This window comes from Aeromonas rivuli (assembly GCF_020149575.1).
Classification (GTDB): domain Bacteria; phylum Pseudomonadota; class Gammaproteobacteria; order Enterobacterales; family Aeromonadaceae; genus Aeromonas; species Aeromonas rivuli.
In genome coordinates, this window is record NZ_CP079742.1 from 911,229 (window position 1) to 924,542 (window position 13,314).

At 61.0% G+C, this 13,314-nt stretch carries 7 protein-coding genes, 5 tRNA genes and 1 riboswitch; of the genes, 9 read left to right on the forward strand and 3 right to left on the reverse strand.

The annotated features are described in order from the left end of the window. Positions 1 to 427 precede the first annotated feature (427 nt). From KYK33_RS04325 to KYK33_RS04355, 7 genes are all read left to right on the forward strand, one after another. Positions 428 to 503 (forward strand) — tRNA-Ala (locus tag KYK33_RS04325). A gap of 28 nt (positions 504 to 531) precedes the next feature. Next, a tRNA-Ala gene (locus KYK33_RS04330) sits at positions 532 to 607 on the forward strand. Positions 608 to 667: 60 nt separating this feature from the next. Next, positions 668 to 743, forward strand: a tRNA-Ala gene (locus KYK33_RS04335). A gap of 58 nt (positions 744 to 801) precedes the next feature. Then, positions 802 to 877 (forward strand) — tRNA-Ala (locus KYK33_RS04340). A 58-nt stretch (positions 878 to 935) separates the two neighbouring features. Next, positions 936 to 1,011, forward strand: a tRNA-Ala gene (locus tag KYK33_RS04345). Positions 1,012 to 1,352: 341 nt separating this feature from the next. Beyond that, a riboswitch (cyclic di-GMP riboswitch) is annotated at positions 1,353 to 1,439 on the forward strand. A 112-nt stretch (positions 1,440 to 1,551) separates the two neighbouring features. Continuing rightward, entirely contained in the window at positions 1,552 to 4,581 is a 3,030-nt protein-coding gene (locus KYK33_RS04350; RefSeq protein WP_396021379.1) for a glycosyl hydrolase family 18 protein, read from the forward strand. Between the two features lie 152 nt (positions 4,582 to 4,733). After that, on the forward strand, positions 4,734 to 5,675 hold the full coding sequence (locus KYK33_RS04355) for a chemotaxis protein CheV (protein WP_042040342.1): 942 nt from the start codon (positions 4,734 to 4,736) through the stop codon (positions 5,673 to 5,675). Between the two features lie 71 nt (positions 5,676 to 5,746). On the opposite strand, the gene KYK33_RS04360 is transcribed toward KYK33_RS04355, so the two are convergent. Next, the gene (locus KYK33_RS04360; protein WP_224432131.1) at positions 5,747 to 6,352 is read right to left on the reverse strand and encodes an arylesterase; all 606 of its coding nucleotides are present in this window, start codon (positions 6,350 to 6,352) and stop codon (positions 5,747 to 5,749) included. Here KYK33_RS04360 and KYK33_RS04365 point away from each other — a divergent pair. Both KYK33_RS04365 and KYK33_RS04370 read left to right on the forward strand, forming a co-directional pair. Then, positions 6,351 to 7,109 carry an ABC transporter ATP-binding protein gene (locus KYK33_RS04365; protein WP_224432132.1) on the forward strand — a complete coding sequence of 253 codons (759 nt, stop codon included), beginning with the start codon at positions 6,351 to 6,353 and terminating at the stop codon, positions 7,107 to 7,109. The two genes, KYK33_RS04360 and KYK33_RS04365, sit on opposite strands and share 2 nt — an antisense overlap. A gap of 133 nt (positions 7,110 to 7,242) precedes the next feature. Next, positions 7,243 to 9,681, forward strand: a complete 2,439-nt coding sequence (locus tag KYK33_RS04370) for an ABC transporter permease (RefSeq protein WP_224432133.1) — start codon at positions 7,243 to 7,245, stop codon at positions 9,679 to 9,681. Positions 9,682 to 9,763: 82 nt separating this feature from the next. Here KYK33_RS04370 and KYK33_RS04375 read toward each other — a convergent pair whose 3' ends face one another. Together KYK33_RS04375 and pta are read right to left on the reverse strand one after the other, a co-directional pair. After that, a complete protein-coding gene (locus KYK33_RS04375) occupies positions 9,764 to 10,678 on the reverse strand; it encodes a TIGR01777 family oxidoreductase (protein WP_224432134.1) in 915 nt (304 codons plus the stop codon). 418 nt (positions 10,679 to 11,096) lie between these two features. Next, positions 11,097 to 13,256, reverse strand: coding sequence for a phosphate acetyltransferase (gene pta, locus KYK33_RS04380; protein WP_224432135.1), 2,160 nt, complete (start codon positions 13,254 to 13,256; stop codon positions 11,097 to 11,099). Positions 13,257 to 13,314: the final 58 nt, after the last annotated feature.

Here is a 13,314-nt window from a genome sequence, read left to right on the forward strand (position 1 = left end):
GAGCGGCGTCGGCCCGTATCGACCGCGCGCTGGCTTATATCGAAGCGCGTATGGCAGCCGAGTAATACCGGTCTGAGCCACTCCCCTGGCATCACCGACGCCGTGATGACACTGGTTGGCAAGGAGCGGGTGCTAGCTCGTCTCGACCGCGCGCTGGCCTACATCGCAGCGCGGATGGCCGCCGAATAAGTCGATTCATTGCCATAGAAAAAGGGCTCCCGTTCGGGGGCCCTTGTTGTTTGTACCCAAGAGTGATTTGTGACCAAAAACAGCAAGATAGCGACAGGGTTGCCGGTAAAAACAGCTAACTGCCTGAATTTTGACTAAACGCATCAACGAGGGGTATTTTTGGGTTGACAGCAAAGCGGTCGATGCCTATCATGCGCCTCCGTTGCCGGAGATAACTTTGGTAGCGCCGAGGTGAGTTGGGGTTATAGCTCAGCTGGGAGAGCGCTTGCATGGCATGCAAGAGGTCCGCGGTTCGATCCCGCGTAGCTCCACCAAATTCTCCTCGAACAATCTGGAATCTAAGGGGTTATAGCTCAGCTGGGAGAGCGCTTGCATGGCATGCAAGAGGTCCGCGGTTCGATCCCGCGTAGCTCCACCAGATTCTTGATTGACGAATACCCAGGGCAGTGCGGTGTGTATCACCCAGGCCGATCTTTGTGGGGTTATAGCTCAGCTGGGAGAGCGCTTGCATGGCATGCAAGAGGTCCGCGGTTCGATCCCGCGTAGCTCCACCACTATTTCGCAGTAAGGCAAACGGACACCAGAACCGATTGTCTAAAGAGTAAAGATTTCGGGGTTATAGCTCAGCTGGGAGAGCGCTTGCATGGCATGCAAGAGGTCCGCGGTTCGATCCCGCGTAGCTCCACCACTATTTCGTAGTAAGGCAAACGGACACCAGAACCGATTGTCTAAAGAGTAAAGATTTCGGGGTTATAGCTCAGCTGGGAGAGCGCTTGCATGGCATGCAAGAGGTCCGCGGTTCGATCCCGCGTAGCTCCACCAATTTCTTGTTACAAGAAAGCTAAAGGCCACCGCATCGCGGTGGCCTTTTTGCTATGTGCATCTGCTCTTCGCTCCCCTTCCCGACGTGAATTGTCGTCTCATCAATCATCGTATGGCGTCCTAGTCATGAGGTGGCTCACAGTTCCAGCGCATGATATCAGTGGTTTCGGGCATATCGGTGTCGATGCTTGTGCTGATAATCGTGTTAATTGCTAGCTGTTCGCGGCATTTTGGCTACTTTTTCTGCGTTTTTTGTATTCCGCCCAAACATATTTTCCTTTGTGAATGAAGATTGAGCATTTGCGGGCGACTTCCTATACTCGGGCCGTTCCAGATGGAATCCAGGTAAAGAGCAAACCGGTTGAAAGACCGGGACGCAAAGCCTCCGGTCTACCGACTCCAGGGTCCAGGATAGCGGGGTTACCCAGGTAAGAGTCAGTGACGCGTCCATCGTCACTTGTCTTCTTCGTCGTACCTGTTGCGGTTGTGCTTTGCCTTGGTCAGCGTTTTGCCAAGACAAAAAACAAGGATGATAACAAGATGCAACAAGTCTTAAGACCAAGTCGGCTAGCCATGCTGGTCGCCCTCGCGTCCCTGCCCGGTTGGGCACTCGCGGCTTACCCCGCCTATCAGGCAGGCACCGCCTACAAGGCTGGCGACATCGTCAGCAACATCGGTAGCCTCTACCAATGCAAAGCATTCCCCTACTCCGGCTGGTGCAGCGGTGCCAGCTCTCACTACGCCCCGGGCACAGGTACTGTCTGGGCCGATGCCTGGACGCTGTATCAGGATACGACTCCCCCTGCCCTGGACCTGACACTCTCTTCCCCGGCCGCGGGCAGCTCGGTGAGCGTGGGTGCAGAACTGGCTCTGGCCGTCAGCCTGGCCGGTAGCAGCAGCGCCGTGACCCAGGTGGTCTATCTGGTCGATGGCAGTCAGGTGGCTGCCGCGACCTCTGCCCCTTGGTCAGCCAGTTGGGCTGCCAGCGGAGTGGGCGCTCATCAAATCACGGCTCGCGCCCTGGACAAGGATGGCAAGAACCTGGATGAAGCTCAGGTCAGTGTGACGGTGACGGCCGTGGTTGCCCCCGAGGCACCCAAGGCCAGCATCACCAGCCCGGCCGCCGGGGCCAAACTCACCCTGGGTCGCGCCGTCACAGTGACCGGCAATGTCACCGATGCCAACAACGATGTGGCCAGGGTCGAGCTCTATGTGGATGGCAAGAAGGCGGGTGAGGACAGCAGTGCCCCCTGGCAGCTGAGCTGGACGCCGCAGACCAAGGGGAGCGCCGCGCTGACCCTGGTCGCCGTAGACAGCCAGAACCTGTCGGGGGAGTCCGCCCCGGTGTCGGTCAGCATCGAAGAGGCGGCCTTGCCGCCCACCGGTGGCAATCTCTCCTGCGACGTTCGCCAGATCTATCGCGCCGATGGCAGCGAGTGCATGGGGGATGACCATGGCCGCCGCGTCATCGGTTACTTCACCTCCTGGCGTACCGGCAAGAACGGTCTGCCTTCCTATCTGGTAAACGACATCCCCTGGGACAAGATCACCCACATCAACTATGCGTTCGCCGCCGTGGATGAGCAGAGTCACCTCATCAAGGTGGATGACGCCGCCACCAAGCTGACCTGGGAAGGGGTGCCGGGCGCCGAAATGGATCCGGAGTTTGCCTATCAGGGCCACTTCAACCTGCTCTCCAAGTACAAGAAACAGTATCCAGACGTGAAGACCTTGATCTCCGTGGGCGGCTGGGCCGATACCCGTGGTTTCTATGCCGCCACCACCAAGGGTGACTGCTCGGTCAATACCGCTGGCATCAATGCGCTGGCCAACTCGGCGGTGAGTTTCATTCGCCAGTACGGCTTCGATGGGGTGGATATCGATTACGAATATCCGACCTCCATGAAGGATGCGGGTAACCCCAATGATTTCCCACTCTCCAATCTGTGTCGGGGCAAGCTGTTTGCGAACTATGAAGTGCTGATGAAGACGCTGCGCGAGCGGCTCGACAACGCGGGCACCGAAGATGATCGCAAGTACATGCTGACCATAGCGTCGCCGGCGTCGGCCTATCTGCTGCGTGGCATGGAGAACTTCCAGGTCACCCAGTATCTGGATTACGTCAACCTGATGACCTATGACTTCCACGGTGCCTGGAACAACTTCGTGGCCCATAACGCCGCGTTGTTCGACAACAAGGCAGATCCGGAACTGGCCCAGTGGGGTGTCTATAACCAGGCTCAGTTCGGTGCCATCGGTTATCTGAACGCAGCCTGGGCGGCGCACTACTTCCGTGGTGCCATGGCGGCTGGCAAGATCAACGTGGGTGTTCCTTATTACACCCGTGGCTGGCAAGGGGTGACCGGTGGTACCCATGGTCTCAATGGCAAGGCAGCCTTGCCAAGCCAGAGCGACTGCCAACCGGGTACCGGGGGCAGCACCATCCCTTGTGGCAATGGCGCGGTCGGTATCGACAACATCTGGCACGATCTGGACAAGAACGGCAACGAGATAGGCGGTGGCGCCGTGCCCATGTGGCATGCCAAGAACCTGGAGCACGCGGCCAGCCTCGGCATCACTACCCTGCCCAGCTATGGCACCGCCTGGGGTCTGGATGCCAATAACCCGGCTGACGTGATCCAGGGTCAGTACGTGCGTTACTACGATGACAAGGCCCATGCGCCCTGGCTGTGGAACGAAGAGAAGAAAGTGTTCCTCTCCACCGAAGATGAAGAGTCCATGGGTCACAAGCTGGACTACATCATCAAGCGCGGTCTGGGTGGCGTCATGTTCTGGGAGATGGCAGGGGATTATGATTTCGATCCGGCCAAGAACGAATATGTCATGGGCAGCACCCTCACCAGTCTGGCGTATGACAAGTTCGCCACGGCGAGCAAAGCCCATCTGCAGCAGAATGATCTGCCTGCCCCGGCCGCTCAGCTCGACATTGCCGTCAGCCTGACTGGCTTCAAGGAGGGGGATTCCAACTATCCCATCAATCCGACCCTGAAGCTGACCAACAACTCCACCCAGACCATTCCGGGCGGCACCCGCATCGAGTTCCTGATGCCCACCTCCACTTCTGACACCATTACGGATCAGAGCGGTATGGGGCTGACAGTGGTCGAGAGCGGTGGCAACCAGAACTCCGACGGCATCGCCAATGAGAAGGACTTCCACAAGGTGGCCCTGACCCTGCCGGGCTGGAAGGCCTGGGCACCGGGGACGGATGTTGAGGTCGCCATGACCTATTACCTGCCGGCAGCCGGTGTGCCAAGTGGCGTGCGCCTCGTCAGCGGTAGCCAGACCATAGGCCTGAAGTCCGACTTCCCGGCTCTGGCCGAGGCGGTACTGGGCGGCGGCAGCAACCCTGGCCCGGGCGGCACGACCTGCAGCTCCCAGAGCGTCAATCCGGCGGCCTATCCGGCTTACCCGAGCTGGCCGCAAGGGGACCACGCCAATGGCAACGATCGCATGACCAATGGCAGTGCGGTCTGGCAGGCGAACTGGTGGACCAGCTCCGAGCCCAAGGCGGGTGATGGCAGCTGGAAGCTGGTTTGCAGCTACTGAGAGAGAGATTAACAATGTAAACGGGGCCTCTGGCCCCGTTTTTTTATCAAGAAAATCCCGGTGGCGGCCGACATAACATAGTAATGGCCATAGTACCGGGATCGGCGAGTCCCTATACTGGACCGCATTCGGATTGGGAGAGAAGGGCAATCATGGCGAGCATATTGGATTCAGTGGATCAACGTACCCAGCTGGTAGGGGAGAATCGCCTGGAGTTGCTGATGTTTCGACTCGGCTCCCGTCAGCTGTTTGCCATCAACGTGTTCAAGGTGCGCGAGGTGGTGAAACTGCCCCACCTGAACAAGATGCCTGGCTCTCATCACAACATCAGCGGCGTGGCCAATATCCGCGGTGTCTCCATCCCCGTCATCGATTTGCGCAGCGCCATCGGCATGCGCGGCCAAGCCCAGGAGGGAGAGGCCAACCTCATCATCACCGAATATAACCGTACCATTCAGGGTTTCCTGGTCGGCCAGGTGGCCAACATCGCCAATATGACCTGGAAGGACATATTGCCGCCGCCGCGCTCGGCGGGTCGCGCCAACTACCTCACCGCCATCACCCGCCTGCGGGAGGGCGATAGCGAGCAGATCGTCGAGATCATCGACGTGGAGAAGGTGCTGGCCGAGATCATCACCTACGACATCCGCATCTCCGACGCCGTGCTGGATAGAGAACTGCTGCCGCAGATGCAGGGGCGCAAGGTGTTGATCGTCGATGATTCCAGCACGGCCCGCAACCTGATCCGCGATACCCTGGCGCAACTCGGACTCGAAGTGATCGAATGTCAGGATGGCCTGCAGGCCTTGCGTTTGCTCAAGAGCTGGTGCGATGCGGGCAAGAGAGTGACCGACGAAATACTGCTGATGATCACCGATGCCGAGATGCCGGAGATGGATGGTTACCGCCTCACCCACGAGGTGCGCAGCGACCCGCGCATGCAGGATCTCTTCATCACCCTCAATACGTCGCTCAGTGGCAACTTCAACGAGGCCATGGTCAAGAAGGTCGGCTGTGACCGCTTCATTTCAAAGTTCCAGCCGGACCTGTTGGTGGGGGTCGCCCAGGAGCGGCTGCGTCAGTTGCTGGGTTGACAGACTATCGGGCTGGTTCAGCAACCAAAAAGGTCAGCATCTGCTGACCTTTTTGGTTCTACAAGAGCCTGTCAGTGAGTCAGCAAGGGCTCGACGAAGCGGGCCACCTTGTCGCGGATGAGCGGCTGTGCCTCGGCCTTGGGGTGGATGCCATCATTCAGCATGAGTTCAGGGCGAGTGGCAATATCATCGAGGAAGAAGGGCAGCAGTGGCCGCTCATTCTCCTTGGCAAGATCCGGGAATATGGTTTCGAACTGGCGCAGGTAACGGGTCCCGTAATTGGGGGGCAGCTGGATCTGGGTCAGGATGGTGTGGATCCCCTGCTGCTTGGCCATGGCCAGCATCTTGGCCAGATTCTGGCGAGTGATGGCGGGCGGGAAACCGCGCAGGCCATCATTTCCCCCCAGCTCGATCAGCAGCCAGTCCGGCTTGTGCTCCTTGAGCAAGACAGGCAGTCTGGTGAGGGCCCCTTGCGTGGTCTCGCCGCTGATGCTGGCGTTGATCAACTGATGCTGGCCACCGGTTTGCTGCCACTGTTGCTGGAGCAGGGCAGGCCAGCTCTGCTCGGCCTGCATCTGATAACCGGCACTCAGGCTGTCGCCCAGCACCAACAGTGTCTGTGCCTGCAACTGGCCACAGGCCATCACCCACATTAAGGCGAACAGGATACGCGCCATGACTTCAACTCCCATCATTTCGATTAGCAACCTCGGCAAGTCTGTGCGCCTTGGCAGTGACAATCTGACCATCCTTGAGGGGATCTCGCTGCAAGTCAAGGCGGGGGAGACCCTGGCTCTGGTCGGTGCCTCAGGTTCGGGCAAATCGACCCTGCTCGGCCTGCTGGCCGGATTGGATCTGCCCAGTAGCGGCGAGATCCGCATTCAGGGTCACTCCCTCGGCGAGCTGGATGAAGAGGGGCGCGCCCGCTTGCGCTCCGATCACATCGGCTTCGTATTCCAATCCTTCCTGCTGTTGCCAACCCTGAGCGCCCTGGAAAACGTCATGCTGCCTGCCGAGTTACGTGGCGAGCGCGATTGCGAACCCAGGGCCCGCGAGCTGCTGGCGGCGGTCGGCCTGAAAGACAGGCTGGATCACTTGCCCCCCAGGCTCTCTGGTGGCGAACAGCAGCGGGTCGCCATCGCGCGCGCCTTCATGACCAGACCCAGCCTGCTGCTGGCAGACGAGCCGACCGGCAACCTCGACAGCAAGACGGGGGATACCGTCATCGAGCTGCTGTTCGAACTCAACCGTACCCATGGCACCACCCTGGTGGTGGTCACCCATGATCTGGCACTGGCTCAGCGTTGCCAGCGCCAACTGACCATGGCAAGTGGCCGCTTGCAGGGCAGCCCGGGTGAGGAGTCCCATGCTGCTGACCGCGATGACCGCGATGACCGCGATGACCGCGATGACAGCAGCGCCGTGCGTGCCTGACGCTGGCCCCGGGATCCGGTTTTATGTCGATAGAGAGCAGTCATGACCCAGTTAACAGGATGTCAGCGCATGAGGAGGTCGCAATGATGCGGTCAGGATGGCATGAGCGTCAAACCGTGAGGGAGCCCCAATAATGATGCATTTACGATTGGCGCTGCGTCTGCTGCGCCGGGAAGGGGCCAGTGGCGAGCTGCGCTGGTTCGTGCTGGCGCTGGCGCTCTGCGTCGCCTGCGTGCTGAGTGTGGCCCTGGTCGCCGATCGGCTGGACGCTGGCCTCAAGGCCTCGGGTCGTGACTTTATCGCGGCAGACAGAGCCCTGGGCACGAGCCGGGCCCTGAGTCCCGATCTGCTGGCCAGGGCGCAGCAGGACAAGGTGGCGGTGCAAGCCACGGTCAGCTTCAACAGCATGCTGTTTCACGGCGAGGCGTTTCAGCTCGCCTCTATTCGTGCGGTACCGAGTGGTTTCCCCTTCTATGGCACCCTGGAGCTGACCCCTCAGCAAGCCCCCAAACCGGGCGAGATCTGGCTGTCGCCACGGCTGATGCAACTGCTCGATGCCAAGGTGGGGGAGGCGCTTGAGGTGGGCAATACCCATCTCAAGGTGGCGGGTCTGCTTGGCCGTGAGCCGGATCAGGGATTTAGCCCCTTTCTGCTCGCGCCGCGTGCCTTGATCCACAGTGATGACATAGGGGCAACCGGCGCCTTGCTGCCCGGTAGCCGTCAGCAGTGGCGCTACCTGTTTCAGGGAACGCGGGCCGACATAGCTCGCTTCGAAGCCTGGATAAAACCCAAGCTGGTGACGGGGCAGAAGTGGGTCACCCCGGATGACAAAGGCTCACAGGTGGGGCGCTCCCTGGCCAATGCCGAGCGTTTCTTCCGGCTCGCGTCCCTGGCAGGGGTCTTGCTTGGTGCCCTGGCCATGGGCATAGCCGTGCGGCATTTTGCCGAACGCCAGACCAGCATGGTGGCCCTGCTCAAGACGCTTGGGGCTTCGCGAGGAACCCTGTGGCGCCTGATGGGCACCCTGCTGCTCTGCCTCACCCTGGTAGGCGCTCTGCTTGGCCTGGTGGCGGGCAGCGCCATGCAGTGGCTCACTCTGCATCTGCTCGGTGGCCTCTTGCCTGCGGATCTGCCGCCCCCCTCCTGGCGTCCATTCGCCCTGGGGGTGGCCGTGGCGCTCTTTATCACCCTGTTGCTCGCCTTCATCCCCTTCTTGCGCCTGCTCAAGGTGCCACCGCTGCGGGTCCTGCGTCGTGAGCTGTCGGCGAGCGTCCCCCCCTGGTTGGCGCTGCCGGTGGGTCTGCTCGGTCTGTTCGCCCTGGTGTGGGGCTTCACCGCCGAGCTGGGCTTGTCCCTGGGGCTGGTCGCGGGCATGGGGCTGCTGATGGGATTGCTGGCCGTGATGGCAGCGGGCCTGCTCAGGCTCGGCGGCCGCCTCCAGGGGCCCCACGCCTTGCGTCTGGCCCTGGCGCATCTCTCCAGGGAGCGAGGTGCCGGTCTGTTCCAGCTGGCGGGGTTCGCCCTTGCACTCATGTTATTTGGCTTGCTGTGGGCGGCCCGGGTCGATCTACTCGACGAGTTTTCCGCCCGCTTGCCCGCCGATGCGCCCAATCGCTTCCTGGTCAACATCAGCAGCGAGGAGCGCATTCCCATACTCGCAGCTCTCGGCGAAGCGGGTGCCGTCACCTCGGACTTCTACCCCATGGTGCGTGGCCGCCTGACCAGCATTGCCGGCGACCTCATCGGGCCCAATGGCCGGGAGGGAATCGACAGGGAACTCAACTTCACCAGCACGGCGCAGTTGCCTGCCGATAACCGCATCACCCAGGGGCGCTGGCTGGCGGGCAAAGGCGAGGTCTCTGTAGATGATGAAGTAGCCGGGCGGCTGGGCATCAAGCTGGGCGACACACTGGGCTTCAACATCGAGGGGCGCGAGTTCGAGGCGAGCGTCACCAGCCTGCGCCATATCAAGTGGGACAACATGCGTCCCAACTTCTACATGATCTTCTCGCCGGATCTGCTGACTGACTTCTCGCCGACCTGGCTTGGCAGCTATCGGTTGCCAAGCAGCGGCAAGGGCGCCGAAGTGGCGCTCATACGTCAGTATCCTACCGTCTCCCTCATCGATGTGGATGATCTGATCGCCCGGCTGACCCAGGTCTCCCAACAGGTGAGCCGGGCCCTGGCCTTGATGCTGGGGCTGGTGACGGTGGCGGCCCTGCTGGTGTTGCTGACCCAGACCCAGGCCAGCATGGCGAGCCGACGCAGGGAGCTGCTGCTGATGCGCACCCTGGGGGCGAGCAGTGAGCTGCTGCAGCGCATGTTGCGTTGGGAGCTGGTGGCGACGGGCCTGCTGGCGGGATTGTGCGGGGCGGCCGTGGTGGAGATCTGTTCCCTGGCTCTGCAACTGCTCTGGTTTGAAGGGCAGTGGCAGTTCCACTGGTTCATCTGGCTGGGCTTGCCTGTGCTGGGTGCCTTGCTGGTCACCCTGGCCGGACAGGGGATGCAGCGCCAGTTGCTGGCGGGCACCCTGAGCGATCGACTACGGGGCCTGGGCCAGGGGCTGCTCTAAGGGCCCACCCAAGTAGATACCGGAGAAAAAGAAAAAACGCTTCATCCGCCGGGATGAAGCGTTTTTATTTGAGGATCTCTGGTTACGGGCTCGATGGGGGGCGTTCCAGCAGATTGCAAAGCGCCTGGGGCAGGGCCGGGAAGCTGAAATGAAAGCCTGCGTCCTGCAGCCGTTTCGGCAGGACTCTTTGCCCGGTGAGCAGCAGGTCGGCGGCCTCGCCCATCATGAGCTGCAGCGACCAGGCGGGAATGCGCATCAGGTGGGGGCGCTTCAACGACTTGGCCAGTTGCTGGCTAAACTCCCGGTTGCTGACCGGGGTGGGCGCCGTGCCGTTATAGATGCCTTGGCAATCGTCATGCTCGAGCAGAAACAGCCAGGCGCGCACCAGATCCTGAATGTGGATCCAGGAGACCACCTGCCGACCTTCACCCATGGGGCCGCCGAGCCCGACCCTGTAGGGCGGCAGCATCTTGGGCAGGGCGCCGCCATCTAGCCCCAGCACCAGGCCAATGCGCAATATGCAGACCCGGGTCTGTTCACTGCTGGCCGCCAGGGCCAGGGATTCCCACCGGTTGCAGAGCTGATGGGTGAACTCGAGACTGGGGTGATCGCACCCCTCATCCAGTGGCTTGTCATCCTGGCGGCCGTACCAGCCGATGGCAGATGCGCTAAGCAATGCCTTGGGGGGGGTGGTGGAGAGCTTGATGAGATCGACCAGCTGTTCGGTCAGCAGCCAGCGGCTATCGCACAGTTGTTGCTTGCGAACCGGGTTCCAGCGCCCCTGAGCGATGGGCTCCCCCGCGAGGTTGATCACCACATCGATGTCGTTGAGATGGTCGAGCCGGTCCAGGGAGTCAATCAGCTGCACATCGTGGCCGAGCAGTTGATACGCATGGCTCCCCTGACGGCTCAATACCACCACCTGATGCTGTACTTTAAGGTGGGCGACTAACTTGCGGCCGATAAAACCTGTCCCCCCCGTGATCAGTATCTTCATCTCGTCTTCCCCTCTCTGTCTGGCTCTACTCTAGTGAGTCGGCAAGGGATGAACAAGCCATGAGCATGAGGCAAGGTACACCAAGAGGCACCATCTGCATCTGTTGTTTTCTTTCAAATGATCCAGAAACTATCCACAAAAGCTGTGGAAAAGTCTGTAGATTAGCGGTGTGTCTAGCGTTAGTTAGTTGATCTTAAAAGAGTATTTCATTCTGATCTCGACTGGAGTGCAATTGCTCAATCCCCTGGCGCGAATGTGAGTGTTCGCTCAGGCGCTGCGCCACTATTGGCGAAGGCTCTAGGCGCTGGGGCGAGATCTGACCGGATCCGGATTTGATCTGGGGGATCAACATAATGCCCGCCAGCCATAAAAAAACCCGCCAGGAGGCGGGTTTTTGCAAGATGGCAGAGCGGGGCTATTACTCGGCCTCTGCCTGGGCTGCCTGAATACCGGTCAGGGCGATGGTGTAGACGATGTCATCCACCAGGGCGCCACGGGACAGGTCATTGACCGGCTTGCGCATGCCTTGCAGCATGGGGCCGATGGAGACCAGCTCGGCGGAGCGCTGTACCGCCTTGTAGGTGGTGTTGCCGGTGTTCAGGTCCGGGAACACGAACACGGTGGCTTTACCCGCAACCGGTGAGTTCGGTGCCTTGGACTTGGCCACGTTCTCCATGATGGCCGCGTCGTACTGCAGCGGGCCGTCGATGATGAGGTCGGGGCGCTTGGCCTTGGCCAGCTCGGTCGCTTCACGCACTTTCTCTACGTCCGCGCCGGCGCCAGAGGTACCGGTGGAGTAGGAGATCATGGCGACGCGCGGCTCGATGCCGAAAGCGGCAGCGGAGTCGGCGGACTGGATGGCAATCTCGGCCAGCTGTTCGGCGCTCGGATCCGGGTTGATGGCGCAGTCACCGTATACCAGCACCTGATCAGGCAGCAGCATGAAGAAGATGGAGGAGATCAGCGACGAACCCGGGGCAGTCTTGATGATCTGCATCGGCGGACGAATGGTGTTGGCGGTGGTGTGCACGGCGCCGGAAACCAGACCGTCCACTTCGCCACGCTCCAGCATCATGGTGCCCAGCACCACGTTGTCTTCCAGCTGCTCGCGGGCAACCACTTCGGTCATGCCCTTGTTCTTGCGCAGCTCGACCAGACGCGGCACGTAGCGCTCGCGCACTTCCAGCGGGTCGATGATCTCGACGCGATCGGTCAGCACCACACCCTGCTGTTCGGCGACGCGGCGGATCTCTTCCGGGTTGCCCAGCAGCACCGGACGGGCGATGCCACGCTCGGCACAGATAGCGGCAGCCTTGATGGTGCGCGGCTCTTCCCCTTCCGGCAGCACGACGCGCTTGTTGGCCTGACGGGCCAGCTCGGTCAGCTGATAGCGGAACGCAGGCGGGCTCAGACGACGGGAGCGGGTGGACTTGGCAGAGAGGGACTCTATCCAGTGCTTGTCGATGTGGCCAGCCACATAGTCCTGCACCAGTTCGATCCGCTCGCGGTCATCTTCCGGGATGTCGACGTTGAAGTTCTGCAGGCTGACCGCGGTCTGCCAGGTGTTGGTGCCGGTGATCATGATCGGCAGGCCGGTGGCCATGGCCTGTTGGCACAGGGCCATCACTTGCGGTTCCGGGTGATAGTTGCCGGTCAGCAGCAGGGCACCGAGCTTGACGCCATTCATGGCGGCCAGACAGGCGGAGACGATGACGTCCGAGCGATCGCCGGAGGCAACCAGCAGGCTGCCCGGACGGAAGTGCTCAACCATGTTGTGGATGGAGCGGGCACAGAAGGTCACGGTCTGCAGACGACGGCTGTCCAGTTCACCCTTGTGCAGGATCTTGGCGGCCAGGTGCTTGGAGAGATCCTTGGCGCGCGGGGCGATCAGCTGGGTGTTCCAGGGAATGCAACCCAGGATGCGCAGCGGGCTCTTGCCAAACACCTGCAGCACTTCCAGGTTATGGGCGGCATCTGTGGTGTGGTGATGGGCCTCGAACATCTCGGTGAGATCGGGGCGAGTCACGCCGTGCTCGTCCACCGGTGCGCCCACCTTGTTGATGACGCAGCCGACGATGCGGGGGTTGTTGACGCCACCGAAGTTGGAGCAGGCCAGTTCGATGCGCTCTTTGAGCTTCTGGCTGGAGTCATGACCCGGGTGGGTGACGAATACCATGTCGGCGTCCAGCGCCTTGGCCACGTCATAGTTGAGCTTGTTGGCAAAGGGCTGTTTGTCGGTGGGCACCATGCCCTCGACCACCACCACTTCGGCGCCGCTGGCTTTCACGTGCCCTTCGAAGCGAGCCACAATCTCTTCCAGCAAGATATCGGTGTTGCTGGTGGTGATCATGTTCTCGGCGTAGGAGAGGGCGAAGGGCTCGGGTGGGTTGATGTTGGCAGCGGCGCGGATCACGGCGGTGGAGCGCTCGGCTCCAATCTCGCCCGGACGCGGCTGGGCAACCGGTTTGAAGAAGCTGACATTGACACCGTGACGTTCCATGGCGCGAACCACGCCAAGACTCACGGAAGTTACGCCGACACCAGTGCCGACCGGGATGAGCATAATAGTGCGTGCCACTTATTACCCCTTGTTCATTTTTTGGGATCAGGAAAAGGCCGCCCTGGGGCGGCCTTGC